The organism is Fibrisoma montanum, assembly GCF_003583365.1.
Classification (GTDB): domain Bacteria; phylum Bacteroidota; class Bacteroidia; order Cytophagales; family Spirosomataceae; genus Fibrisoma; species Fibrisoma montanum.
The window spans coordinates 449,512-475,270 of sequence record NZ_QXED01000005.1; the positions used below are offsets into that span (position 1 = coordinate 449,512).

General features: G+C 56.3%; 19 protein-coding genes. 10 read left to right on the forward strand and 9 right to left on the reverse strand.

The annotated features are described in order from the left end of the window. The first annotated feature begins 58 nt into the window (after positions 1-58). From truA to DYU11_RS18850, 4 genes are read left to right on the forward strand one after another with little or no spacing between them, the layout of a single operon-like run. Positions 59-856, forward strand: coding sequence for a tRNA pseudouridine(38-40) synthase TruA (truA, locus tag DYU11_RS18835; RefSeq protein WP_119669251.1), 798 nt, complete (start codon positions 59-61; stop codon positions 854-856). A gap of 18 nt (positions 857-874) precedes the next feature. Further along, the gene (locus tag DYU11_RS18840) at positions 875-1,483 is read left to right on the forward strand and encodes a nucleotidyltransferase family protein (RefSeq protein WP_119669252.1); all 609 of its coding nucleotides are present in this window, start codon (positions 875-877) and stop codon (positions 1,481-1,483) included. 8 nt (positions 1,484-1,491) lie between these two features. Beyond that, the gene (locus tag DYU11_RS18845) at positions 1,492-2,064 is read left to right on the forward strand and encodes a DinB family protein (protein WP_119669253.1); all 573 of its coding nucleotides are present in this window, start codon (positions 1,492-1,494) and stop codon (positions 2,062-2,064) included. 16 nt (positions 2,065-2,080) lie between these two features. Then, on the forward strand, positions 2,081-4,429 hold the full coding sequence (locus DYU11_RS18850) for a glycoside hydrolase family 65 protein (protein WP_119669254.1): 2,349 nt from the start codon (positions 2,081-2,083) through the stop codon (positions 4,427-4,429). A gap of 74 nt (positions 4,430-4,503) precedes the next feature. Here DYU11_RS18850 and DYU11_RS18855 read toward each other — a convergent pair whose 3' ends face one another. Beyond that, complete coding sequence (locus DYU11_RS18855; protein ID WP_119669255.1) at positions 4,504-6,636, reverse strand: T9SS type A sorting domain-containing protein; 2,133 nt, start codon at positions 6,634-6,636, stop codon at positions 4,504-4,506. 269 nt (positions 6,637-6,905) lie between these two features. Here DYU11_RS18855 and treS point away from each other — a divergent pair, with 269 nt between their 5' ends. Beyond that, entirely contained in the window at positions 6,906-10,217 is a 3,312-nt protein-coding gene (gene treS, locus DYU11_RS18860) for a maltose alpha-D-glucosyltransferase (protein ID WP_119669256.1), read from the forward strand. 176 nt (positions 10,218-10,393) lie between these two features. Next, entirely contained in the window at positions 10,394-11,752 is a 1,359-nt protein-coding gene (locus tag DYU11_RS18865) for a Gfo/Idh/MocA family protein (RefSeq protein WP_119669257.1), read from the forward strand. A 5-nt stretch (positions 11,753-11,757) separates the two neighbouring features. Here DYU11_RS18865 and DYU11_RS18870 read toward each other — a convergent pair whose 3' ends face one another. After that, positions 11,758-14,061, reverse strand: a complete 2,304-nt coding sequence (locus DYU11_RS18870) for a PAS domain-containing sensor histidine kinase (RefSeq protein WP_119669258.1) — start codon at positions 14,059-14,061, stop codon at positions 11,758-11,760. A 280-nt stretch (positions 14,062-14,341) separates the two neighbouring features. Between DYU11_RS18870 and DYU11_RS18875 the strand changes: the two genes are divergently transcribed. Next, entirely contained in the window at positions 14,342-16,012 is a 1,671-nt protein-coding gene (locus tag DYU11_RS18875) for an MFS transporter (protein ID WP_158600312.1), read from the forward strand. Positions 16,013-16,025: 13 nt separating this feature from the next. On the opposite strand, the gene DYU11_RS18880 is transcribed toward DYU11_RS18875, so the two are convergent. Beyond that, positions 16,026-16,502 carry a hypothetical protein gene (locus tag DYU11_RS18880; RefSeq protein WP_119669460.1) on the reverse strand — a complete coding sequence of 159 codons (477 nt, stop codon included), beginning with the start codon at positions 16,500-16,502 and terminating at the stop codon, positions 16,026-16,028. 183 nt (positions 16,503-16,685) lie between these two features. On the opposite strand from DYU11_RS18880, the gene DYU11_RS18885 reads away from it, so the two are divergent. Then, the gene (locus tag DYU11_RS18885; protein WP_119669260.1) at positions 16,686-17,156 is read left to right on the forward strand and encodes a nuclear transport factor 2 family protein; all 471 of its coding nucleotides are present in this window, start codon (positions 16,686-16,688) and stop codon (positions 17,154-17,156) included. Between the two features lie 481 nt (positions 17,157-17,637). Here the strand turns inward: DYU11_RS18885 and DYU11_RS18890 are convergent, their stop codons facing one another. Genes DYU11_RS18890 through DYU11_RS18910 form a run of 5 tightly spaced genes read right to left on the reverse strand, consistent with a single transcriptional unit; the run spans position 17,638 to position 22,206 of the window. Then, entirely contained in the window at positions 17,638-19,083 is a 1,446-nt protein-coding gene (locus DYU11_RS18890; protein WP_119669261.1) for a M48 family metalloprotease, read from the reverse strand. Further along, a complete protein-coding gene (locus DYU11_RS18895) occupies positions 19,044-19,685 on the reverse strand; it encodes a hypothetical protein (RefSeq protein ID WP_119669262.1) in 642 nt (213 codons plus the stop codon). The genes DYU11_RS18890 and DYU11_RS18895 overlap by 40 nt, the downstream gene beginning before the upstream one ends. Further along, complete coding sequence (locus DYU11_RS18900; protein WP_119669263.1) at positions 19,685-20,914, reverse strand: sigma-70 RNA polymerase sigma factor region 4 domain-containing protein; 1,230 nt, start codon at positions 20,912-20,914, stop codon at positions 19,685-19,687. The genes DYU11_RS18895 and DYU11_RS18900 overlap by 1 nt, the downstream gene beginning before the upstream one ends. 36 nt (positions 20,915-20,950) lie before the next feature. Next, positions 20,951-21,634, reverse strand: coding sequence for a tetratricopeptide repeat protein (locus tag DYU11_RS18905; protein WP_119669264.1), 684 nt, complete (start codon positions 21,632-21,634; stop codon positions 20,951-20,953). Further along, on the reverse strand, positions 21,580-22,206 hold the full coding sequence (locus DYU11_RS18910) for an RNA polymerase sigma factor (RefSeq protein WP_119669461.1): 627 nt from the start codon (positions 22,204-22,206) through the stop codon (positions 21,580-21,582). Before DYU11_RS18910 ends, DYU11_RS18905 begins: the two co-directional genes overlap by 55 nt. Positions 22,207-22,355: 149 nt before the next feature. Here DYU11_RS18910 and DYU11_RS18915 point away from each other — a divergent pair, with 149 nt between their 5' ends. Together DYU11_RS18915 and DYU11_RS18920 are read left to right on the forward strand one after the other, a co-directional pair. Then, positions 22,356-22,535 (forward strand): hypothetical protein, encoded by a 180-nt coding sequence (locus tag DYU11_RS18915; RefSeq protein WP_119669265.1) that lies wholly within the window; start codon positions 22,356-22,358, stop codon positions 22,533-22,535. 108 nt (positions 22,536-22,643) lie between these two features. Further along, a complete protein-coding gene (locus DYU11_RS18920; RefSeq protein WP_119669266.1) occupies positions 22,644-22,832 on the forward strand; it encodes a hypothetical protein in 189 nt (62 codons plus the stop codon). A gap of 53 nt (positions 22,833-22,885) precedes the next feature. On the opposite strand, the gene DYU11_RS18925 is transcribed toward DYU11_RS18920, so the two are convergent. Next, positions 22,886-25,690, reverse strand: coding sequence for a CHAT domain-containing protein (locus DYU11_RS18925; protein ID WP_119669267.1), 2,805 nt, complete (start codon positions 25,688-25,690; stop codon positions 22,886-22,888). Between the last annotated feature and the right edge of the window lie 69 nt (positions 25,691-25,759).

The following is a 25,759-nucleotide window of genomic DNA, read 5'->3' on the forward strand; positions in this document are numbered from 1 at the left end:
CTTTGTCGGTACTGCGGGTATTACGTTGACAAAAGGAGTTCGTATTTTTGCCCTGACTATGCGTTACTTCATCGAACTCTCGTACCGGGGAACCAACTACCACGGCTGGCAGCGGCAGCCAAACGGCATGAGCGTTCAGGAAATGATTGAAAATGCGCTCACTACGGTACTTCGGGAGCCCGTATCCATCGTAGGCAGTGGCCGAACCGATACCGGTGTGCACGCCGGGCAGCAGTTCGCGCATTTTGACAGGGAGGAGCCTCCGCGGTTGGGTACGCAGCTTATTCACTCGCTGAATAGCCTGCTGCCCGCCGACATAGCCATTCGGGACATCTTTCCGGTTCGCGCCGACGATCACGCCCGTTACACCGCTTTGTCGCGGTATTACCAGTACCAGATCATCCGGCTGAAAGACCCATTCCGGGCGGGACTGGCTTACGTATTCACGCCAGCGTTAGACGTAGAGCGCATGAACGAAGCCGCCGGCCTGCTGCGCAACCATACTGATTTTGAAAGCTTCAGTAAAGTTAAAACCGACGTTCGGACGTTTAACTGCCGGATCGAGTTTGCAGGCTGGGAGCAAACCCACAACGGAGCTACGGCCGATCTGACGTTTCATATCAAGGCCGACCGGTTCCTTCGGGGCATGGTCCGGGCCATCGTCGGGACGTTGCTTATGGTCGGGCAGGGGCGGATGTCGGTAGCCGAATTTGACGAAGTTATACTGGCCCGCGACCGGAAACTGGCGGGTCGGGCGGCTCCAGCCGAAGGCCTTTCGCTGGTCGAAGTAGACTACCCGGCCGAGGTGTTTGCCCGGCGTCAGAACCCGTCCACCCCAGTTCGTGTTACGATATAGACTAACAGAAGAAATCGCTTGATACTTGGAACCATCATATTAGCCGCCGGTTCATCAGCCCGCATGGGTGGCGAACCCAAGCAACTGCTGACCTACGAAGGCAAAACGCTCATGCGCCGGATTACCGACTCGGCTCTGTCGCTGCAGGCCGGTCCGGTAGCTGTGGTGCTGGGCGCTCACCGCGAACAGATCGCACCGGAGCTGGCTGGTCTGCCCATTACGCTCATCGACAACCGGCAATGGGCGTCCGGTTTGGCGTCGTCGCTGAAAATTGGTCTGGCCGCCCTGTACCTGACCCAGAAAGAACTCGATGCAATCCTGGTGCTGCTGACGGACCAGCCGCTGGTATCGGCCGGGGTGCTGCAACACCTGATCGCAACGTATCAGGAAGAAAATAAAGGGATTGTGGCCTGTCAGTACAATGGGCAACTTGGCCTGCCTGCTCTCTTCAGCCGAAACTACATTGACGAGCTGCTGCAGCTCGACGGTGATAAAAGCCCGAAATGGGTCATTGTGCGGCACCGCGCCGATTGTGCGATGGTGCCGTTTGAAGCGGGGGCCGTCGATTTGGATTCGTGGCGGGATGTCGAGTTATTTGCACAGGCCCAGGCCAGCGAAAACCTGTAACCGACTGCATGCAGAAACTCGAAACGTCCCGTCTGCTTCAGCAGCGTCTTACCGTCGTGCTCGATACGGTAGCGCGTGAATTTGCCCCGTTGACGGCGGAGCAGTTCATCTGGAAACCGGCCCCAAACCGGTGGAGCATCCTTGAATGTCTCCAGCACCTGAATCTGGCTGAGCGGTTTTATATCCGCAATATTCAGCATAAGGTGGATGCACTGGGTCTGATTCAGACTGAGCCAACCGACCAGACTCTCCAGGGCGATCTCGTTGGGCGGTCGCTGCGCTACACGGTTGATCCGCAGACCACGATGAAATTTCCGGCGCCCGGAATGATTCGGCCGCGCCGGGTGCAGGAACTGAACCCGGCCGACGTACTGGCTCAATTCACCGAACTCCAGACGCTCCTCCACGATTTACTCCACAAAGCCGTTTACCTGGACTGGAATCAGACCAAACTCTCGACCCTGTTTGGTAACTGGTTGAAAATCCGCCTGGGCGACGCTCTTCTGATGCTGGTAGCCCATACGGAACGACACCTGGCACAGGCTATGCGGGTGAAGGCAGAAATGGCTACTTTTGCGTAATATACTACCCCCTGTAATGAAAAATTACTTAGAACACGATCCGTGGTGTATTGTCGAAAACGGCTTTCACCGCGACTACAATGAAATTACGGAGTCAGTCATGTCGCTCGGTAACGGCCGGATGGGCCAGCGGGGCAACTTCGAAGAAAAATTTTCGGGCAAAACCCTCCAGGGCAATTATGTAGCGGGTGTGTACTATCCCGACAAAACCCGGGTCGGCTGGTGGAAAAACGGCTATCCCGAGTACTTCGCCAAAGTGCTGAATGCCGCCAACTGGATTGGTATCGATATAGATATTGAGTACGAAACGCTCGATCTGAACACCTGTGAGCTGCGGGACTTCCGGCGGGTACTCAACATGAAGGAGGGCTATCTGGAACGGTCGTTTGTAGCGGTGCTGAAAAGCGGTAAACTGCTGCAGGTTGCTTCCAAACGCTTCTGTTCAATCGTCGACGACGAAGCGGGGGCCATCCGATACGCCATCAAACCGCTCAATTTCGATGCGAAAATTACCGTTACGCCCTACGTTGACGGTGACATTCGGAACCGCGACGCCAACTACGACGAGAAGTTCTGGGATGAGGTCCGGAAAGAAACCGGCTACGGCGAAGCGTTCATTGAACTGCGTACCCGTAAAACCGGCTTTCACGTCGTAACGGGCATGTGCGTGGAGATCGAGCAGGATGGTAGCCGGATCGATTACCAGTCGCAGCCGATCAAATACGAAAAATACGTAGCTAACCGCATCACGCTGGATTGCCAGCAGGGTCAGGAAACCGTTATCTACAAATACGCGGTCAACCTGTCGTCGCTGAACTACGACAGCGACCGGATTATGGTCGATGCGCACGAATACATCCGGCGAATTACCCGCAAAGGGTTCGATAAGATGCTGTTCGAGCAGAAACTGGCCTGGGCCGACAAGTGGAAAGTGAACGACATCGCCATCGACGGCGACGTAGCGGCCCAGCAGGGGATCCGGTTCAATATCTTCCAGCTGAACCAGACCTATACCGGCGAAGATGAGCGGCTCAACATTGGCCCCAAAGGCTTCACCGGCGAAAAGTACGGCGGCTCTACCTACTGGGACACCGAAGCGTACTGCCTGCCGTTCTACCTGGCTACGGCCGACCAGAAAGTGGCCCGTAATCTGCTGCTGTACCGTTACCGGCAACTGGGTAAAGCCATCGAGAACGCGCAGAAACTAGGCTTCAAGGCCGGGGCCGCGCTGTATCCGATGGTAACCATGAACGGTGAGGAGTGCCACAACGAGTGGGAGATTACTTTCGAGGAAATTCACCGCAACGGCGCCATTGCCTACGCCATTTACGACTACGTGCGCTACACCGGCGACGAGCAGTACCTGGTTGACCACGGGCTGGAAGTGCTCATTGCCATCAGCCGGTTCTGGAGCCAGCGCGTGAACTGGTCGGAGGCCAAGCAGCAATACGTGATGCTGGGTGTAACGGGGCCGAACGAGTACGAGAACAACGTCAACAACAACTGGTATACGAACTACATTGCGGCCTGGACGCTTCGCTACACCCTTGAGAGCATCCAGAAGGTAAAACAACTGGACGCGGCAAAATTCAGTGCACTGGCCGACCGGATTCATTTCCGCGAGAAGGAGATGGAGACAGCCGGGCACATCATCAATAATATCTACCTCCCATATGATGAGGAGCGGCAGGTGTTTCTGCAGCAGGAGGGCTTCCTGGACAAGGAACTGATGCCGGTCAGCGATATCCCGAAAGGGCAGCGACCACTGAACCAGAACTGGTCGTGGGACCGGATTCTGCGGTCGTGCTTCATCAAACAGGCCGATGTGCTGCAGGGGCTGTATTTCTTTGAAGACGAATTCGATACCGAAACGCTCCGGCGGAATTACGCTTTCTACGAGCCGATGACCGTACACGAGTCGTCGCTGTCGCCCTGCGTTCACTCGGTACAGGCGTCGAAGCTGGGCATGAAGGAAAAAGCCTACGAGATGTATCTCCGCACGGCGCGTCTGGACCTCGACGACTACAATAACGACACCGAGGACGGTTGCCACATTACGTCCATGGCCGGTACGTGGCTGGCCGTAGTGAAAGGATTTGGCGGACTGCGCGTGGAAACTAATCAACTGGTACTTAATCCGTACTGCCCCGACAACTGGACATCGCTGTCGTTCAAGATTCGGTTCCGTGGGGCGTTGATCCAGGTCATGACGACACAGGAGAACGTAACGGTGCAGAACTTCTCGACCGAGCCAATTACGCTGCGGGTACTGGGTCAGTCGCTGACCGTGGCGGCCGGGAGCCGGGAGACCGTAGCGGTTCAGGTGGAAGCTTTGCCAGTAGGCTCAGAAACCCCCGAAGACTGAGAACGAACATAACTGAACAGACAACGCCCAACGAAACCAGTTTCGTTGGGCGTTGTCGTTGTAGAAGCTGCGAATTAGTGCCGGATTACCTTCACCGTCCGGGTTTGCCGGAGTGTAGTGGCCTGGAGCATAAACAGCCCCGTTGGCTGCTGCCGAAGATCGAACGTGCGCTGATCGGACGTACCAGCGCGGTCGATCAGCTGGGTACTAACCAGTCGTCCGCGACCGTCGACCAGCCGGAGCTGTACCGCTTGCCCGCTGGCTCCGCTCACCTCCACCGTCACGGCATCGGTAACGGGATTTCCCAGCGTCCGCAGGGTCAAGGCCGACGGTAGCTCAGTAACCCCCTGTCGTGCCCGACCGCAGGCCGCTTTGAGGTTCCAGGTGTAAGTAACCTCCCGCCCGCTTTGACGGGCCTGCAGCGTAAACGGCTGTACGTCGTTGGCCGTACGGCTTTCCGCATCCACGAACTGGTTTGGATTCGTCGTCCAGTCGGTAATGCCGATGGAACGGAATTCGATCGGACTGCCATCGCCCCCGCTGGTGTTGAACCGGATGGCTCCGGTCGCGCAGTTGTAGGTAGGTTCCAGCAAGGTTAGCGGCCCGTCGACCGGAGGAGGGGGCGGTGGTGGGGGCGTACCCGTACAGAACGCTGCGAAGTCAAATACGTAAGTTGCCGTTTGCCCGCTCTGCGTAGCCTGAATGGTAATCGGCTTGGGGTCGTTGCGTAGCTCCTGTTCTACCACCCCCGAATTACTCGTTGGTGACGAACGTATGATGCCTGGCGCAACGTACGTAATGGCGGTACCGTCGCCCCCGGTCGTATTGAACGTAATAGCGCCCGTCTGGCAGTTATACGTCGGCTGGGTCAACTGGAAACCGGTCGGCGGTGGAGGGGGCGTGTTGGTTTCCGTATTCAGTTTAGTCAGTTGTCCGGCCGAACTGACGAAGACCAGCCCACCGTCGCCGGCGGTGCTGATGCCTTTCAATGAACCATCCGGCGAACTGTCGAACGCTCGCTGAGCGACAACGCTGAATAGGGACGGGTCCTGGTGCGGGGCATTGACCGAGCCGACCAGCGTCACCTGTGGGTCGATGCCGGTCTGCCGCGACGAGTTGCCAACGGCATAGTGCGTCGTACCATTGCGGTTGTATTTGGTGATAAATGCTTCGGTTGGTATGGTTTCAAGTGAGCGGGCCCGTCGGAAATTACCGTTCAGGTCAAGCTCTACCAGCGCTATTGACGGGGGCGAGGGCGATGGTGAAGACGGTTTCAGGCCAAAACCAACGAGCACATAACCATTCCCGTCGGCCGAAACGGTCACGTCCGTAACCGGCAGCATCTCGATGATAGAGCGGGGAATGGCGCCATTAAAGTCCATAGCAAGTGGCAGGCTGTTGAGCAGTTTCTGCCAGCTTACGTTGCCCGCTCCGTCGAGTTTGGCTACCCAGCCCGGATTGCCGATGAGAGTCGTATTAGCGCCGTCGATAATCTGCCCGGACGTATTATGATAACCTACCAGCAGGTAGCCACCGTCGGGCGTAACGATTACCGCTTCACCCTTGGTTACCTTATTGTCCGATGAAGCGGGGTAGGCAACGTCCTTACTCCAGGAAAAATTACCGCCAGCGTCGTATTTCCGGACGACCACATAAGCGTTCAACGCGAATGGACGCACCGTCAGCAAGATCAGAAATCCGCCGTCTGGTGTACCAACTACGTCTTCTATGAAATTTTGACCGGGGTAGCCAAATAGATCGCTGTCTTCCCAGCGTTTGGCTGTACCATCGGCAAATACTTTAGTAGCAACTTGGGCTCCCCGCAGCGACGTAAGTCCAACCACCGCGATACCTCCATCAGTCGTAGCGGCAGTATGGGTGATACCCAGCACTTCATACGGATATCCCTGAATTCGGCCACCGATGAAAAAGCCTCCTTCCAGTCGGCTTGTTCGCGAGAGCTGATTACCCTGTGGTGAATACTTGACCAGGACACTGCCGGTTCGTGAGGGCGCTGTATTCGTAGCAGGGTCAGTAACTTCTTCGGTGGTCACGATGTTGCCATCAGTTGTTACCGCAAGGGTTGACCCGGGTCGGGTCCATTGCACATCAGGTACTGGTTGGGCCTGGGTGCCGGTACACAGCAACCCCGACAACACGACACTCAGTACAATCCGCTGGTTGGCCAGTAAACGTGGTTTTGTCATACAATTTATTGATTAGGAGTGGAAAATGAATGCGGCTTCTTAGGTAGTTGGTCCAGCGTTTAATTGGCGTACAAGGTGCCGGTCAGGGAACCGTAAAGCACCAGACAGCTTGTATTACACGTATATGCTCACTTGTAGTAATTGCCATATATTCAACGGGTTACCGCAATAAAATTAATTAATTCTCTTAATCGGGCGGACCATTCAATACTCATCACGTAACAGAAAATTAGTAGACGAGTTATAAGAGGAATACTCATTCACACGTTATGGCGAAACATACGGCGGGATTAGACGACAAAATACACTGGTACAAGGATGCCATCATTTACGAACTTCATATCAAAGCCTTCCGCGACGGAAACGGCGACGGTATCGGCGATTTTCAGGGGCTGCTCGAGAAACTGGATTATCTCCAGGAACTCGGCGTAACGGCCATCTGGGTACTGCCGTTCTATCCGTCTCCCCTGAAAGACGACGGCTACGATATTGCTGATTACTACAGTATCAACCCGGCCTACGGCAACCTGAAGCAGTTCCGGCAGTTTCTCCGCGAAGCCCACAACCGGGGCCTGAAGGTCATTACCGAACTGGTCATCAACCACACATCCGACCAGCACCCGTGGTTTCAGCGGGCCCGGAAAGCCCCCAAAGGCTCACCCGAACGCGATTACTACGTCTGGACCGACGACCCGAATCAGTACAAGGATGTGCGCATCATTTTCCAGGATTTTGAAGCGTCCAACTGGACCTGGGATCCCGTGGCGCAGCAGTACTACTGGCACCGCTTTTTTCATCACCAGCCCGACCTGAACTACGACAATCCGCTGGTGCAGGAGGAGGTGTTCAACATCATCAACTACTGGTGCCGGATGGGCGTCGACGGCTTCCGGCTGGATGCCGTGCCGTACCTGTATGAGCGCGAAGGCACCAACGGCGAAAACCTCCCCGAAACCCACGCGTTTCTGAAAAAGCTGCGGAAACATGTCGATGACAACTTCCCCGGAACGGTGTTTCTGGCGGAGGCCAATATGTGGCCGGAAGATTCGGCGTCGTACTTCGGCGACGGCGACGAGTGCCACATGAACTATCATTTTCCGGTGATGCCCCGGATGTTCATGGCCCTGCAGCGGGAAGATCGCTATCCGATTACTGACATTTTTGATCAAACGCCCCCCATCCCCGAAAACTGCCAGTGGGCCATGTTCCTGCGTAACCACGACGAGCTGACGCTCGAAATGGTAACCGACGAAGAGCGGGATTACATGTACAGCACCTACGCCCAGAACCCGAAGGCCCGCATCAACCTCGGGATCCGGCACCGGCTGGCTCCGCTGATGAACAACGACCGGCGGAAAATTGAACTGCTCAACAGCCTGCTGTTTTCGCTGCCGGGTACACCCGTACTGTACTACGGTGACGAAATCGGGATGGGCGATAACTTTTACCTCGGCGACCGCGACGGCGTCCGGACGCCCATGCAGTGGTCGCCCGACCGCAACGCCGGATTTTCGGTAACGAACCCGCAGCGGCTGTACCTGCCCGTTATTCTTGATCCGGAGTATCACTACGAAGCCGTGAACGTAGAGACCCAGCGCCGGAACACCTCCTCGCTGTTCTGGTTCACGAAGCGGATGATCAACATGCGGAAACGGCACCTGGCCTTTGGGCGGGGCGACCTGAAATTCCTGAATGTTGAAAATCCCAAAGTGCTGGCGTTTACCCGTACGTACCAGGACGAAACGTTGCTCATCATCGTCAACCTGTCAAAGTATACGCAGCCGACCGAGATCGATATGAGCGAGTTCAAGGGCTACGTACCGGTGGAGGTGTTCAGCAAAAACCGCTTTCCGGTCGTGTCCGAGAGCGGAGCGTATGCCTTCACCCTCAGCCCGTACGCGTATCACTGGTTTGTGCTGGATAAAGTACGGCTCGACGCCGGCGAACAGGCCGCGCTGCCTCAGCTTGAGTTGACCTCGTGGGATGCACTGCTGGAAACGGACACCCGCGCAGAACTGGAAAATGCCATCCTGCCGGACTATCTGCAAAAAGCAGGCTGGTTTATGGGCAAGGGGCGTTCCATCAACAACGTATCCATTGCCGACGTAGCAACCTTGTCGCTGGCCGATGCCAGTACGTACCTAATGCTGCTGGAAGTGTCCTATGAACAGGGACTGCCGGAACTGTATACCCTGCCGCTCTCGTTCGTGCAGGGCCCCGTGGCTGTGACCGCCAACGAAAGCTGTACGCAGGCGATCATCGCCCAGCTACAGATTGGTGATCAGGAAGGGCTGCTGTGCGACGGGCTGTATTTCGCCGACTTACAGCGGATGCTGTTACAGCAGCTGGCCGCGAGCGGATCAGTCGACGTACCGGGTGGCGAACTGGTCTTTTCAGGGAATGAGGGGCTAAAATCGTTTGTACAGGACCGCGACGATGTGAAGCCGCGAATGGCATCGGCGGGGCTGGATTATACGGCCATCGGGTACGACAACTGCTACTACCTGAAGATATACCGCAAGGTGAACCGCACCGTCAACCCCGATACTGAACTCAGCCGGCACCTGTCGGAGCAGACCGATTTTCCGTACGTTCCGGTCTATGTCGGCTCAATCGACTGGCAGACCGAAGCTGGTACCATTACGGTGGGCATGATCGAAGAGATGGTCGAAAATCACGGCGACGGACATACGTACATGCTCGAGCGAATGAACAACTACATCGAGCGGATTTTGTCGGTAGAACCCGAAAGCCGACCGTCGTTTCCCCGCAAAGGAACGCTGATCAATCCGGTTGGCTACGACGAGTTGCCCGATGACCTGCAAACCCTGCTGGGTGGTTCTACTGCCGAACAGGTGAAGCAGATTGGCATCCGCACCGGCGAAATGCACCTGACCCTGGCGGCCGTCACCGACAAGGACTTCAAGCCGGAGGAGTTTTCGCTGCACTATCAGCGGTCGCTCTACGCCGGTATGCAGGCGACCGTGCGCGAAAGCTTCCAGAGCCAGAGCCGGAATCTGAATAAACTGCCGGAGCCCATCCGCCAGCAGGTTGAGGAACTGATGGGCCGCAAAGAAGAGATTCTGAACGTACTGAAGGGAATTTATACCCAGAAATTTGATGCCACCAAGATCCGGATTCACGGGCAGTACCAGTTGAATAAGCTGTTGCTGACGGGCCGGGATGTTAAAATCCGGGACTTCGGTGGTAACCCGCTGCAACCGTTCAGCGAACGCCGGCTGAAGCGGACTCCGTTGCGGGATGTGGCCGCCATGATCCGGTCAATCTGTTACGCGGCCTACGAAGGGGTCTTGAAAACGAATCAGGTGCAGCAGGAAGCCATCACCCCGCTGCTGCCGTACGCCAGCTTATGGGCGCATTACGTAGCGGGTTTCTTTACCAAGGCGTATTTCGAAACGGTGAAAGACAGCAAGTTCATTCCTGCCAGCAAGGATGATCAGAAAGTGCTGCTCGATACACTCATGCTCGAACAGGCCCTCGCTGATCTGAAATATGAGCTCGACAACCGGCCGGAGTGGGCCGTTGTGCCGCTGCGGATTATCCGACAGATCATGCAGTAGGCCTGGCTGTTGCTGAAATACCGGGTGCCGGGTTATCCTCAATGTGATAACCGGCACTCATTTTTTTGTTCGGCAGTGGATAAGGTCACTACAGAACAGGGTAGATTTTTCCGGGGAAATCCGCAACTTAGGCATTCAATTTCCTGACGTGTTCCTAAACGCTTCCTGATTCCTTTATGGCTACCTCCCGCCGAGAATTTCTCTATGCTTCCACCCGACTGGCCGCTGGGACCGGTCTGACGGCTTTGCTCCCCGACCATGCCGACGCTGGCAGTACTCCCCGGACCTATTCGGCGGCCGATACGATCTCGGTCGTGTTGATTGGTTGCAACAGCATGGGCTGGGCCGATCTGTCGTCTATGTTGAAGCACCCGGGCGTTCGCTGCATCGGCCTCTGCGACGTCGACAGCAACGTGCTGAACCGACGCGCGGCCGATCTCGAAAAACTCAACGTCCGGCTGCCGGTCGGTAGTACCGCGCCGGCAAAACCGGCGTTGTATAATGACTTCCGGAAGGTGCTGGACAATAAGGATGTAGACGCCGTCATTATCGGAACGCCCGACCACTGGCATTGCCTGCCAACAGTTATGGCCTGCCAGGCCGGGAAGGATGTGTACGTTGAAAAACCCCTGGCCAACAGCATTGAAGAGTGCAACCTGATGGTGGCAGCGGCCAAAAAGCACGGCCGGATCGTACAGGTAGGCCAGTGGCAGCGCAGTGGCGCGCACTGGAAAAACGCGCTCGACTACGTGCGCTCCGGCAAAATTGGCCGCGTGCGATCGGTCAAGACCTGGGCGTTCATGACCTACGGCAAAACGTTTCCCGTCAGGCCCGATGAGCCGGTACCGGCCGGTGTCGACTACGATATGTGGCTCGGACCGGCCCCGAAGCGGCCTTTCAATCCCAACCGTTTCCACGGCAGTTTCCGGTATTTCTGGGATTATGCCGGTGGACTGATGACCGATTGGGGAGCTCACATGATCGATGTGGCTTTGTGGGGCATGCAGGTGACCGCCCCCCGGTCGGTAGTGGCAACGGGCGGCAAATTCGGCTTCCCGGACCATGCCAGCGAAACGCCCGATACCATGCAGGCCGTGTACGATTTCGGCGATTTTTCGGTGCTCTGGGAGCAGTCGCTCGGCACGGGACGCGGCCCCTACGACCGCGATCATGGCGTAGCGTTTATCGGAAACCTCGGCACGGTGGTGATCGACCGGGGTAAATGGGAAGTGCTGCCAGAGATTGAAGGCGGCAAATACCTGACCGAAGCACTGCCCATCCAGCGGGGCGATGGTAAAGACCTTGATAACCACACGCTCAACTTTCTAGAGTGTATCCGCAGTCGCCAGACACCCAACTGCCCTGCCGAAGCCGGCCGCAACGTAGCCCTGAACGCCCAGCTAGGCAACATCGCGTACCGCACCGGCCGGAAAGTGGTCTGGGATGATGAGAAAGGCACGATTGCCAACGACCCCAAAGCGGACGAACTGGCGCGGGCGCACTACCGCAGCCCGTGGCGGCTGCCCGTTGTCTGAACAGCCTAGTCGGGCAGGGGCAGATAGACCGTGAACGTAGTGCCTTGCCCTAGCTCGCTGCGGGCTGTGATGTGGCCGCCGTGGTTATCAACGACGCGCTTGCAGATGGCCAGGCCAATGCCGGTACCAGTGTACTGACTGCGGCCGTGCAGGCGTTCGAATAACCGGAAAATCCGCTCCTGGTACTTCATGTCGAAGCCAATCCCGTTGTCGGCAATGTCGAGAGCCACAAACGGCCGCGACTGTCCGTAGAGCGGGGCGGGTAGGTCGCTGGGGTCAACCCGGCGGGCGCGAATAACAATCCGGGCCGTGTTGTGGGGAGCGGTAAACTTCAGCGCGTTGCTGAGCAGGTTCTGAAAGAGCTGCCGAAGCTGCGTAGCGTCGCCGATCAGCGTGGGCAGGGAGTCAACGTGTATCTGGGCCTGATGCTCGGCAATGGCGGTGTCCAGATCGCCCAGCACCTCGCGGGTCAGACGATTCAGGTCGACCCGCTGGTAGGGCTGCTGGTGCGTAGCGGTGCGCGAGTACATCAGCAGCGCCTTGATCAGGTCCTGCATCCGGGCGGCTGCTCCCTGCATCCGGTGGATGAGGGTCTGGCCGTCGTCGCCGACCATCGGGCCAAACTGTTCGCCCAGCAGATCGCCGAACGCCTGGATCTTGCGCAGCGGTTCCTGCAGATCATGGCTGGCTACGTAGGCAAACTGCTGCAGACTTTCGTTGGAGCGCTTCAGATCAGCCACCGACAGTTCGAGCTGCTGCTGGAGATGCTTGCTCGACGAAATATCGACGAACGAGATCAGGATGTGGCCTTTGCCCAGCGGAGTCACTGCGATGTCGTACCAGTTCTGAAGCCCATCAAAATTATAAGCCGTTTCAAACCGCTGAATCTCGCCCGTGCGGGCCGTATGCAGGTAGTGGCTCATGATGCCCGATCTGGCGATCGAGGGGAACGCTTCGAGGAGCGAACGACCAACCAGTTCATCGACCGGGCGGCCATTCAGGCGGGATGCCGCCTGGTTGACCAGCGACATACGAAGGTCATAAATCAGGCCCTGTTTGTCCCGCATGGGCTCGCAGGCCAACAACCCGTTGAGGGAGCCCTCGACAATCTGTTTGAGAACCCGGGCCTGCTGCTGCTGGTCGAGCTGAGCCTGTTTGATGGCCGAGATGTCGAGGAACGTAATAATAACCCCGTGGTGATGCTGCACAACGGAGATGTCGAACCAGATTGTCTCTTCGGGATTACACCACTCGAACCGGGCGGGTTCGCCGGTTTCGGCTACGGTCCGGTAGCGATCGAAGAGGCCGTTTGTCATCTGGTGCGGAAACAGCTCGGATTGAAGCCGGCCGAGCAAATCTTCCAGCGGCCGGCCGGTGATCTGACGCATGGTCTGGTTGGCAAGCGCAAACCGGAAATCAATCAGCCGATTGGCTTCGTCCCGAACGGCCTCCAGCTTGGTGATGCCCGTCAGGGAGTTGTCCATGACCGTTTGCAGCAGGGCGGAGGTTTGTTCGCGGGCCATCTGCGCCTTTTTGACGGGCGAAATATCCACGAAGTTGACCACAATGCCGTCGCTCTGCGGGGCTACCAGAATGTCGAACCAGCCCCGTACGCCATCGGCATAATACGGTACTTCGAACCGGAGCGGCTGACCGGTTTCGATCGCTTGTTTATAAAAATCGAACAGACCGCCGATTTTGTAGTAAGGGAAGTACGTACTGACGCGCTGACCACGGAGGGATTCGACCGGGCGGTTGGTTAGCTGAGCCAGCGACAGGTTCACGTCGGCAAACACGAAGTCGGTAATGGTATCGGTCTCGTCCCGCACGGGCGTCATCAGGGCGATGCTGGTCAATGAGCCGTTCAGGACGCTTTGCAGGCGACTGGCCTGCTGCTGCTGGGTCAGCTGCGCCTGTTTCTGGAGGGTGATGTCGATGAACGTAACAACGATGCCGTCTTCAAACTTCACCGCGTTCACATCGTACCAGGCCTGAAGCCCATCGGCTGCGTAGTACCGCTCCAGGCGCTGATCCACACCACTTTCTACCGTGGCGACGTACGCGTCGAAAAAGCCTACCTCGCGGTTGGCCGAAAACAGGGTCAGCATGCGCTGGCCGACCAGCTGATCGACTGATCTGTTCAGGAGCCGGCAGGCGGCCCGATTGGCGCTCGTACAGACAAAATCAATGATTTGCCGGCTGGTGTTCCGAACGGCCGTAAAGGCCATAATGCCGTTGAGTGAAGCATCGAGGATAGCCTGCAGGCGCGTTGTAGAAACCAGTTCGTGATGGTCAGACACAATACTCATCGTGAGTAATGGATACGTAGTGGACACACTGACGGATAGAAGCCATGCCGGTGCAAAACGCTGAGGTCTTCAGCTGGCCCACTAGCGACTAGTAAATGGTAAAATAACACCCTGATGTCGGAACCTGGGGTGGTTTTTTCTAAAGCTTATCCAGCGGCCAGAGGGCAGGTCTGATTGAGGATTGTATGGAGCTGGCCAAAACGTTCGGTCGGTTCTGGTAGTTATGCCTTGCAGTAGATCGGCTGCTCAACCCGCTTGCGGCCGAATTGGCCTGGTGCTCATGAATGCTGTTAAACGTGAAACGTCGGCTGGCTCTTCAACGTCCATCTGGGAGGCCTTCCGGGTAAATATGTTTCGGGCGGTCTGGACGGCGGCCTTTATCTCAAATATTGGGACCTGGATGCAGAACACCGCCGGGGTGTGGCTGCTGACGACCCTGTCGGGCTCGTCGGTGCTGGTTGCGCTGATGCAAACGGCCACCAGCCTGCCGGTTTTTCTGCTCAGTATACCGGCCGGGGTCATTGCCGATCTGCTGGACCGCCGTCGGCTCCTGCTCACCACGCAGATTTTCATGGCTACGGCGGCCCTGATACTGGCCATCACAACCCTGCTGGGCGTATCGACAAGCTGGTCGGTGCTGGGGCTGACGTTCATACTCGGCATCGGGGCCGCGTTCAACGCCCCGGCCTGGCAGACCGTCGCGTCGGAGATCGTTCCCCGCCCCCTGCTGCCGGCCGCCCTGACGCTCAATGGCGTCAGCATCAACGCGGCCCGGGCGGTGGGTCCGGCGGTGGGCGGACTGATTATCGCGTATTACTCGCCGGGCTACGTTTTTCTGCTCAACAGCCTGTCGTTTGCCGGTACGTGCTGGGTGCTGTACCGCTGGAAACGCCAGCCTCTCCAGACGGACCTGCCCGCTGAAACCTTCGTGAGTGCGCTTCGGGCGGGTATCCGGTACGTCCAGTTTTCGCCTTCTATCTACGCCATCATGATCCGGGCATCGGCGTTTACGTTCGGAGCCAGTGCGTTGTGGGCGCTGCTGTCGCTGGTGATTGCCCAGAAGTTCCGGCTTGATTCGGGAACCTACGGGCTAATGCTGTCGTGTCTGGGAGCCGGAGCCGTGTCGGGCGCTTTGTTCATGGATTACATCCGTCGGCTGCTGACAACCAACCGACGCATACTTGTTGGGATTATCGGCTTTGCCTTGTCCACCCTGGCGCTCGGGGTACTACCGTCCGTAACGTTCCTGTATCCCATCCTGTTTCTGGCGGGCATCTGCTGGCTGCTGTCGCTGACGAGTTTCAACGTAGCGGTGCAGCTGAATCTGCCGAAGTGGGTACAGGCCCGGGTACTGAGCATCTACCTGCTGGTGTTTCAGGGGGGCATGGCGTTCGGCAGTCTTTGGTGGGGAAGTGTGGCCAGTCGCTTCGGCCTGGAAACGGCCCTGATCGGGGCGGCCGGCTGGTTACTGCTCAGTACGCTGCTGGCCATTCCGTTTCCACTCCGGCAGGCCGAGAAACTGAACCTGGCTCCGGCCGGAACCTGGTCGAACCCCGAGAACCACGCCAACGTCGATGCCGACGACGGACCGGTGGTTGTTATGATCGAGTACCTGGTTGATCCGGGTCGGGTACCGGCGTTCCTCAAAGCCATTGAAAAACTGAAGCAGGTGCGCCTGCGCGATGGTGCCCTGCGTGCCGGGGTGTTTACGGACATTGCGCGGCCAGAGCGGCAGGTCGAATTTTTTACGGTTACGTCCTGGGGCGAACACCTGCGCCAGCACCAGCGCTTCACGCTGGAGGATGTGGCGGTTGAACAGACCGTTCGGCAGTTTCACTTTGGTCCGAATCCGCCGGCCGTTACGCATTTCGTAGCGCGTACGGATAAATTCACCGACATGCCCGTACCGCTCCCGACCACCGGAACAGCCGCTACGCTGGAAGGGCAGTAGCCCGAAGGGAGTTTCAGGAAGCTTTGCTTTCCGGGTAAATTTTCTTGTGGTGAGCGAGTTGTTTCGCGTATTGCTCGGGCGTCAGAATGGCTTTGTATTTCTGAACCAGTTCGGATTCGACCTCCACGGCCAGGACCCGGAGCTTCTGCGCGTTCATACCCGACCGTTTCAGCTTTTTTACTCCTTCGTTAAACTTCACGGTTGCGTCGGTGATCAGCTGGCGGGCTTTGGGGAGCTGCTGATCCGTCAGGTTAAGGCGCTTTTTGTCCGCTTTTACCACCGAGTTGACCACCATGCCGATGGTCGCGCCGTTGTTCAGCAGCACAAATTTTTGTTTCTCGACGGATTTGGCCGACGCGGCTGTCGTAGACTGGGGGGCCGATGGCCTGGCGGTCTGGGCTGGTTTGGCCGGGGCTGCCGGTTTGGTTTGCGAAAAGCCGCCGGTCGATACGCCGGCAACGATACTGAGGGCCAGAAAAAGCAATTTCATGAACGCAGAAAATTTGACCCGGCTAATATAACCCATTTCGCGAGTTGCCCGAAGCCACCCGCTCGAATTGATGGGTAGCCAAATCCGTGTCCGGACGTCAGTTCGCCAAAATGTTGGGGGCTGTGCAACAACTACTGCCATCTGGTACTCTTTTAAAGGCTTTCGGATTATCATTTGCTACACATGAAACCATACCTTCTGTTTGTATTAATCACAACAACGCTGGCTGCCCCGGCATGGGCTCAGTCAGACAAGGGTCAGATTCCCGCTGATTTTGTCAGGAACTATTACCGGGCTTATGGCGGTCGGCCAACCAGTGAAAAACTCGCGCCGTTTTATGCCGACGATGTGCGGCTCGAAGATCCGACGTACTCGTTTGTTGGCGAAAACAAACAGGCGATCTTCGCCAACTTTGATTCGGCCAACCGGTATAACCAGTACGATTGGCAGGTGAGTCAGGTCATTACGCAGGGGAACGTGCTGGTTACCGAAGGGCTGCTCAAGGCCAGGTATGACGATTTGCCCTACGAAATGCGCTTTGTAAATATCTTTCATTTCCGGGATGGGAAAATCATCCGGCAATACGACTACTACGATAACAAAGACTACTTCAAGGTAATGGAGGAATGGAAGAAACGGCAGTCGAAACAGTAAAACAGGGTAGCCCTTGGTTTCCTGCCAGTACGTCAGCCCACTACCCGGATTTGGGTAATGGGCTGACAACGACACACATTACAATGTAGATGAACAGGAAGATGTGGATAGAAGTATGGCGTACTGATATACTTCATAGGTATATGCGGGCTGGACGGGTTCAGGTAACAGCTTCCGTGAAAAATTAAGAATAAACCGTCTGCTCACTGCCTGTCCGGTAAAAAGACACAACCTGTTTCCAACCGGGTAGATACCCTCGTGTCGGAGAACAGGCTGTGCAACAAGCGCCGGATTTTGCGTGTGGACGGAATCGGAAAGCGTTTGCCTCGGTACGCCTTGGGGTCTTTTCCGGTCCGGCTCCAGGATGTGACTTTATAGCAACCAGTCGTATATGCGTTCACGTAGATCGGAGGTAACACCTGATCTTAAATTTTTTTGCAGGGCAGGCCAGCTTTCCCAACGGACGGATGCCCTGCGGAGCCTATCCGCGAAACAGGGTATACGCTATCGTTAGGTCCAGGTTGTGCGACAGCATACGGGGCGTCGGTGTGGCCCGGAACCGGATAAACTGGGGTTCGTAGCTGACGGCCAGTTTATAACCCCGGGGCAAAAACGTTTTCTTCAGCCATTCCACGCCGAGCGAAAGCCGTGGACTCACCGAAAATTCCAGGGCTGGAACGTTGCCCGGGTCGATCACAACGGCGTTGTTCGTGTACGAGAGTTTGAGCGGAATCCGGACGCTCGGGCCGAGGCCGACAAACCAGCCAAACCGGTTGACCGAGAACCCAGCTTCCTGCCGGCGGCTCGTCGGACTCCAGCTAACCCGCGGAAAGACGGTGAGGTAACGTAAGGTGAAGTCTTCGATAAGCCGCTGGCTGTTACCATTGCCGAATAACGTACCGTAGCGCTGCTGCGACCAGGCCACGTCGCCCTCGAAACGCCAGGGCCGCTGCCACTGAAACCGGCTGACCGACAAACCCAGGTACAGGTTCGCGGCTTCGGCGGGCGAATACAGCAAGGCATCAACGGGGGCACCGTTCAACTGAAACTGCGGCCGACCCGCCACGGTCAGTCCGGCTACCAGCCCAACGTCCCAGAACGGATGTTCGGAGCGCAACGCTACATAGGCAGCGCCGGCCGCATCGGCAAAGTACCCTGCTCGGGCGATGGTCTGCGGCCGGGCTTTGAGTTCGTTCCAGAACTGCTCCATAGCCCAGATGCGCTTGTCGAACGTCAGGTGGGTAGCCGATTCAACCGAAGATTTTGGGGCTCCTTTGCGTCTTGTGGGGGCAGGGGTGAAGTTTTGCCTGGGCACGTCGACGAACAAAGTGTCGTAACTATTCACCAGTTTCTGAAATTGAAACCGGGGGTCAGTGCGGAACAAATACCATAGTCCAAAAAAATCGGCTTCAATTTCCTGTGCCTGCGGACCGGCCAGCGCCAGTTGGGATAAGGCCCCCTTTTTGCCTTTTGTGTCCCGATTGTAGGCCCGGTCGAGGTCGATAAACGATTGGCGGCCATCGAGATGGCCCAGTACGTGATGACCAATTTCGTGAGCCAGTACGTGCTGATCAACCCAGGTCATGGGGGCATCTTTCTTCGTAATTCGGTTTAGATAATCATTGTTGTACGTAATGTAGCGCTCCATCCGCTCACAGATCAGAGCCGTCGGGATGGTGCATTTGGTTTCCTTGATTCGGATGGTTTCGGTGAATTTGAGATGAGCATACCGCTTCATGTCAGTAAGCATTTGCTCAACCCGTTTGATGGCTTCGGTTTCGTTGGGCAGAAAGCCCAGGTGGTTTGTCGGTAAATCTTCGCACCGGCACTGGGTGGCGAGTTGCGCATCGGCAGTGGGCGTCAGCAGAAACAGAAAGCCCCAAATAATCAGGGCGTAAACGACAGTGGTTGTGGATTGTCGAGACATTCGCTTAGAAGACGGCGTGGTTGGTTAGGCGGTTGCACGTACAATTTTCGCTGGTCTGCGTTAAAAAGCAACTGTACCGGCTGCCATTGCGTCGTATCGCGTGAATTTTTTAAATAAACCGTCAGCGTATCGCGGCAGAAGGTGTAGGTTTGAGGCTCCTGCTGGCGACTGTTTTCGAACCAGCGTAGCCAGACCGAACCGCCGTAGTCGTCATACCCTTTTGTAGTTTCGTCGAGCAGCAATCGTACATCGCGCTTCTCGGTCCTGACCAGTTCCGGGCCAGATGAACCGGTGATGGAAGGCCACAGCAGCCAGGTGACCCAGCCGAGCAGCCCGGCCACACAGGCGGCCATGGCGTAGGTGTTCCAGGGCCGCGAACCGCCCGACAGGGGTCGTACGGTTGCGTCGGCTTCGGCCGCCTGTACCGCTTCCCACAGAAGCCGGTTTTTATCCTGCCGGGTCACCTGGGTCAGCATACGGTCCAGCTCAACGTCTTCCTGAAACGTTGGGTCGTCGCGCAGCAGGGCAAGATACTCCTGATATTCAGCATCAGTCAGCGTGCCCTGGCGGTGTTTTCGGATCAGTTGCTGGCGGTCGGTCATCAGGCAGTGGCTAACTGGTGTTGCGAAGCGCCCCCTCCGCGGGCGCATTTTTTTAGTTTATCCAGGCTCCGTTTGTAGATGCCCTCCAGCGATTTAACCGATTTCTTCAGGCGGCTCGCCAGCGTTTCGAAGGGCACCGTGTCGCTGTAGTCATGGTCGTGGTGGGCGTAGATAATATCGCGTTCTTCCTGAGAGAGCGACGCCATGCATTGGCGGAGTTTGGCGTATAGGTAGTCGTCCTCATCGGCGGCATCGTCCGTAGCAGGCAGATTGCCCGTGTCGGCGTCACCCACGGCCTCGTCTTCGTCGGCCGGCGGTTCGTTATCGCTGATGGGCTGTTTGTACAAACCGGTGAGCAGTTTCCAGATCGCCCGGCTTTGCTTCACGAATCCGATCAGGTACGTTGCCAGACCCGCATCCAGGTAAAACGAGTCGGGATTAGCCCGAAACCCCTCTACCTTCTGCATGAAGTCGAATTGCACCTTGCTCACAATGTCGTTGATTCCATTCAGCAATTCCGGCTCGGGTGGGCGTTCGTCGTCGATCACCCGCCGACGTATCCAGCCGCGTACGTTACCCAGGGCATCGTCGATGAAGGCCGCTTCGTTGGGTCCCCGGAACAAAAATACCCAGAAAGCCGACTGCTCAAAAAAATAGTCTTTGATGAGGGGAAAGCAGAGTTCGACCCGCTCTTCCCGCAGCCAGAATAAAGGTTCTTCTGATTGCTGCCGTTTGTACCGCGCTACAAAAGCCCGGAGGGTGCGTCGGGCCACAATCGGGAGGTCGTCGGGGTGGAGCAGCCGGATGATGCGGTGATGGTGGGTGCCCTTCTGGCTGTTTTGCCAGTACGTAAGCCGTTTCTGGATGGCCAGTTGCAGGGATTTGTCGGCTGCGGCTGCCGCTTCGGGCGATACGTTGCTGAGTTGCTGCTTCCAGCGGCAGACCGTAATCAGCTCGTCCAGTACGGTTTCGTAGTGGGAAATGAAATACCGGTCGTCTTCCAGCAGCGTTTGAATTAGTCCGCACAGTTCAAAGAAAACAGTCGTGCGAAGCGGGCTATTGGCCGGGTTGTTCGGCGGAAGCCGACTGTCGAGCAGCGGGGCGAATGTGGCCCTGACCTGATTGCTGAACTCGCGTATTGACGCAGCGTCGGTGAGGTGGCGACCCTGCCTGACCAGCGCCTGAATGTCGGGTTTTCGGCGGGACGAAAGAAAATCAAACAGGGCCATACGTAGCTCGGGTGCGGATCGAATGAATGGCCGGGGTCAGTCCAGCCACTGAGCCAGTTTTATGCGCCACCAGACTTTCCAGCGGTCGATGGGGTTGACGCTGTATTCACAATCGACGCAGCCGGTAAACTGATTGTACATGCGCTCGGCTTTGTCGGGTTGACCGCTTTTGAGGTAGGCCACGGCCAGGTGCCACTGTGCGGCTTCCCGAAAATACGGCCGGATGTCGGTGGCGGACAGGACCTGCTCAAAATTTTTGACCGCCAGCGCGTACTGCCCTTCCGTGAGGTGAGCCTGCCCATCAAAAAATTGCCCGAAAACCCGTTTCTGAACGGTCGCCGTGGTGTCGTCGGCGAGACTGCGCGTGACGCTCAGGTCATTTTCTGAGTCGGGGACCGTAATGGGGCTGAACGACAGGTACAGTACGAGCATCGCGGCCAGCGCGACGACACTCCCCAGCGAACGGGTGATTACCCGAAGCTGCCGGGTGCGTCGTCGGTCGCGAACCTGGAGCTGTCTGATCGTATCGATGGCCTGTTGTTCCAGAAAAGCTTCCTTCATCAGGTCGTGGGTGCGTTTTAAAAGGGTGACGTCGGTATCAAACGCCGGATCGGCCTGTCGTTCAGCCTCAACCACGGCGCGTTCATCGGCGGTCATCTGGCCGTTTAGATAGCGCTCAACCCAGTCGTGTTCGGCTTCTTTGTCGGTTGGTCGTTCCATAGATTCGTTAATTTTTTCAGTTCCTGGATACAGCGGTATTTTCTGGTTTTGGCGTTATCGGCCGTACCTAAACCCAACTCATCGGCGATTTGCTCCATCGTCAGGTGATCGCGGTAGAAAGCCGTAAGCAGTTCACGGCAACGATCGCTCAACTGGTTGAACACCGCCCAGGCCGATTCTACTTCTTCGGCGTTCAGGTACAGTTGCTCCGGCGTGGGTGTGTCGGGGAGCATGGACTGTTCGCGGTCGTAGCGCTCAAAGCGGGCCGTCCGGTTTTTCCGAAGCTCCAGTTCCCGCAGCCACTTCGTCTGGGCGATGCCGTAGATGTAGGTCGTCACTTTCGTATCGCTGCGAAGCTGGTATTTACCATCCCAGACATTCTGCAGAAAAATCAGAATGACGTCCTGAAATAAATCGTTGGCATTGTCTTCATCGCCGTGCTGCCGGGTTACCAGCCGGGTAATGGGTTTCTGGCACTGATGATACAGAAACTGCACGATGGCGCGGGTAAGCCGTTCATCCTTAGTTAGTAGACCATCCACAAGTTCCTGATCGGTAAACGTTTTGGGCATAGCGGTGGGGCTGCTTTGTCTCTTTATGCGGTACCGACGGCTGAAAGTAACAGGTGTAAAAAAATATTTTTCAAAAAGCAAGGGAAAACGAAATGCCAGGGCGTAAAGCTGCGAATTCGGATGGGCCGGGTTCGTAAACCTCATGCTTTATGCGTACTGCATTAAAAAACATCCTGGTAGTTGCCGCTTTGGCGACTACGTTTTCCCTGGTCAGTTGCCAGCCTGAGCCGGTTGAGCCCAAGTCAACCGTTAAGAAAATTCAAATTCCGTCTGAGTCGGTTCAATCCGATGATGAAGACCAGCCACCGAAGTCAGGCTGGCCAAAATAATGCTTAACAAATAATAAAAAAGCCTCTACGTAGAGGCTTTTTTATTATTTGTTAACAAGGTCATTCATGTAATTTTTTAATTTTGGTTGTTATCAACTTCCCTATCTCATGCGTACTGCATTAAAAAACATCCTGGTAGTTGCCGCTGTGGCAACTACGTTTTCCCTGGTCGGTTGCCAGCCTGAGCCGGTTGAGCCCAAGTCAACCGTTAAGAAAATTCAAATTCCGTCTGAGTCGGTTCAATCCGATGACGAAGACCAACCGCCAAAGACGGGCGGGAATGGTGGCGGTAACTAACGCCTAAGTAATTAATCAAAGCCTCCTGCGGAGGCTTTTTTATTGTCCGGTAGTCAGATGCTCATCAACCGACCAAGCCGGTTACGTTGCCAGAACGCTATTGCTACAACGCCGATAAACGCCAGCAGCCAGCCAGCCCCCCCCGGATGCGATACGGGCATCACGGGGGCATGATTACCCAGCAGGACGTAGTTCGCCCAATAATACGGATGGTCGTATTTCGCACGAAGGGGTGAATCAAAAAAATCCTGCCGGGCCCGCTGCAGCGCTTCATCAGTGGATAACCCCTGCGTTAAATACTCGTGCAGGCGGATCGTCAGGAAAGACGTTGTTTCGTCGTTAGCTTTCCAGAGTGTCGAAATAACCGATGGACACCCGGCGAAAGCGAACGCCCTGGCCAGCGACAGAACGCCTTCGCCGGCTATTACCTTACCCGAGCCCGTTTCGCAGGCCCCCAGCACAACCAGACCTGTTGACGATAAAGAAAGGTTATAAATATCATCGGTGTATAATTTATCCGCTTCGCCGGGAAAGAACGCAATGTGCGAGTTAGCCGGATCGATATCGTCGGTTTTGGCGTGCGTGGCGAAGTAAATCACAGGGCGGTCCAGGTCGGTGCGCTGAAAAGCCCGCAGCGTAGCGGCCGGACCGAGCAGCAATTGTCCGCCAATAGCGCGGGCTTCGGCTTCACTGGACCCCAATGGCTTCAGATTGTCCTGTCTGTTAACAGCTTCCAGTACGGCTCCAGCCCGGGCGAAGGGAGCCACCATCAGCACCGGACGGCTGGTCGATGCCTGCCTGGTCGGCTGAAAAAAAGCCTCCGCCGATACGGCGTACGCAATGGCGTACTGTTTAGTCAGGTAGTCGTTTGCCCGCCTGCCGGTTTCGAGCACCTCGAACGGCAGAAAATTAAAACTCCAGTCGCGGGCTATGACCAGTCTCGTTTTTCCGTTCAGACGCGGCCGCATAGGCTCGATGCAGGTAGCGTACAGCTCGGCGGCACTATCCATGCCTTTGTACCGGGCAAAGATAGGGTCCTGATACAGTTCTTGCTGGAGGGTAGTTAACTGCCTACTGAAGCGGGTGGAGTCAATCGGTTGCCGGATAAAGTTGACGCTGCTGCGTGTTGCCACGAGCATGAACAGGTTGTTTTTGTTTCGGACATAGGCAACGTAGGCCGTCCGGTTGTCCAGATGCTGCTGCAGGTTCTGGGCACTCAGATTGGTTTGCTGGTATTGAAGTTGATAATAGGCGGGATAATCCTGCCGAAAGGTTTCCAGTAACTGATGCCACGCCAATTGACTGGCCGTGAGCTCGGCACTGGCGGCTGAATCGCCGGCGGGACGTCGGCGCAGTTCGTTAATCTGCTGCTTCAGCTTCTGTTCTCGCTCAAGCAGTGCAGCGGGAATTGTACGGGGTTTGATGGCATTGAGTCGCAGTGCTTCGCGCAGACTACCGGCCTGGGCCTGCTCAAACAGCCCAACGAGGATGTCGCGCAAGGCTTGACTGGGCTGATGTTGGTAGGCTTCAAACGTCAGGTCGATGGCATCCGGTACGAGCGTGGGCTGGCGGGCCGCAAACAGCAGTTGGGCGTGTTCGGTATCGATACCGTGACGAACGCGTTCCAGTAGTTGAACGCCGTAGCGGTAGGTCTCAATGGCCGCGGCCAGATACGCCGGCTGGCGGTTGGTGCGGTACACTTGCTTCAGCAGGGCCGCTTTTCTGGACACAGCCAATAATAGTAGTACCTCATCAGAAACAGCATCGGCAACGGGGTTTTGCCATTGACGGAGCGGCCTGGTCGTATCGCGGCACACAGTTTGAATGGCAGTCTGGTAAGCCTGTAGTGCCCTGGCCGGTTCGTGTCGGGCTTCGTACCAGCGGCCCTGTTCAATCATAACTTTTGCGAGCAGCGGTCCCCGGCTCCCCAGGTACTTCTTGTGCAATTGGATGGCTTTTGACGAGTAACGAGCCGCTTCGGTCAGTTGATTTGCCGACCGATGGCAGCTACTGATCATGTACCACAGGTTAATTTGATAGGATAAATAATCGGTTGGTGATTTTCGGGGCAACTGGTTTAAAACTCGTTCGGCCAGGGTGAAATAACGCAGTGCTTCCGGGTAGCGGTGTAGTTTATGAAGAATATGACCAATTCCAGTCAGAAACTGACTTTTCCGGATGGTTGGTTTATGATAAAATGCATTAGCGATTTTTATATGTGTTAGTGCTAGGTCATAATTCCCCATCGCATTATAACAGCCAGCTAGATTACTTTGAATGTAAGTCAGGTCATCTAGCATATTGTAAGTCAAGGCTATCTGCCGGGCTTTGGTTAGGTACGTTAAGCAACGGGCATAGTTTTCGGTCTTTAATAGCCAATGGCCCTGGTTGTTCAGGTGAAACAGTACGTACAACGGAATCTGCTGCTCAATGCGTGGATTCCGGGCGAGCAACGCATCGGCCCGGCGAAAATAACTGCGGGCGGAGTCGGGGTAAAATAGCTCAATGTAGTACGTTCCGAGGCTGGAGTACAGCTTGAACAGGGCGGAGTCGGGTGGAGCGGCCACCGCGCGGAGGTGTTGCAGGCCGGTCAGGCAGCGGTCGGCGGCCTTGCGATTGTGGCCCTTCATGTAGTCCATGCTGCTGAGGTCTACGCAGAGGTTAGCGGCCCGCACGGGATCGGTTCCACGGACAAGTTGATAGGCTTTCTCGTAGTAGGTAGTAGCCAGCTCGTAGTGACCTTTGCTGTATTCAGTTTCGGCTCGCTGCCGATACGTATCGGCCAGTTGGGACTGACCCCGGCCAGGTCGTGGCAGCAGCGCCAGCACGAACAGCACAAACAGGAAAGGCGACTTCATAGCGGTGGATGGAAAGCTGAACGTACCCCAACGCCCTGAAGAGGAGAGGGGTAATAAACTTACTCTTTA

Coding starts and splice junctions, on each gene's coding strand:
- DYU11_RS18880 (WP_119669460.1), bottom strand. CDS start 16,502: ATGAAATTGCTTTTTCTGGCCCTCAGTATCGTTGCCGGCGTATCGACC.
- DYU11_RS18900 (WP_119669263.1), bottom strand. CDS start 20,914: ATGGCCCTGTTTGATTTTCTTTCGTCCCGCCGAAAACCCGACATTCAG.
- DYU11_RS18865 (WP_119669257.1), top strand. CDS start 10,394: ATGGCTACCTCCCGCCGAGAATTTCTCTATGCTTCCACCCGACTGGCC.
- DYU11_RS18845 (WP_119669253.1), top strand. CDS start 1,492: ATGCAGAAACTCGAAACGTCCCGTCTGCTTCAGCAGCGTCTTACCGTC.
- DYU11_RS18895 (WP_119669262.1), bottom strand. CDS start 19,685: ATGACCGACCGCCAGCAACTGATCCGAAAACACCGCCAGGGCACGCTG.
- DYU11_RS18855 (WP_119669255.1), bottom strand. CDS start 6,636: ATGACAAAACCACGTTTACTGGCCAACCAGCGGATTGTACTGAGTGTC.
- DYU11_RS18870 (WP_119669258.1), bottom strand. CDS start 14,061: ATGAGTATTGTGTCTGACCATCACGAACTGGTTTCTACAACGCGCCTG.
- DYU11_RS18905 (WP_119669264.1), bottom strand. CDS start 21,634: ATGGAACGACCAACCGACAAAGAAGCCGAACACGACTGGGTTGAGCGC.
- DYU11_RS18915 (WP_119669265.1), top strand. CDS start 22,356: ATGCGTACTGCATTAAAAAACATCCTGGTAGTTGCCGCTTTGGCGACT.
- DYU11_RS18850 (WP_119669254.1), top strand. CDS start 2,081: ATGAAAAATTACTTAGAACACGATCCGTGGTGTATTGTCGAAAACGGC.
- DYU11_RS18925 (WP_119669267.1), bottom strand. CDS start 25,690: ATGAAGTCGCCTTTCCTGTTTGTGCTGTTCGTGCTGGCGCTGCTGCCA.
- DYU11_RS18920 (WP_119669266.1), top strand. CDS start 22,644: ATGCGTACTGCATTAAAAAACATCCTGGTAGTTGCCGCTGTGGCAACT.
- truA (WP_119669251.1), top strand. CDS start 59: ATGCGTTACTTCATCGAACTCTCGTACCGGGGAACCAACTACCACGGC.
- DYU11_RS18910 (WP_119669461.1), bottom strand. CDS start 22,206: ATGCCCAAAACGTTTACCGATCAGGAACTTGTGGATGGTCTACTAACT.
- DYU11_RS18890 (WP_119669261.1), bottom strand. CDS start 19,083: ATGTCTCGACAATCCACAACCACTGTCGTTTACGCCCTGATTATTTGG.
- DYU11_RS18875 (WP_158600312.1), top strand. CDS start 14,342: ATGAATGCTGTTAAACGTGAAACGTCGGCTGGCTCTTCAACGTCCATC.
- treS (WP_119669256.1), top strand. CDS start 6,906: ATGGCGAAACATACGGCGGGATTAGACGACAAAATACACTGGTACAAG.
- DYU11_RS18885 (WP_119669260.1), top strand. CDS start 16,686: ATGAAACCATACCTTCTGTTTGTATTAATCACAACAACGCTGGCTGCC.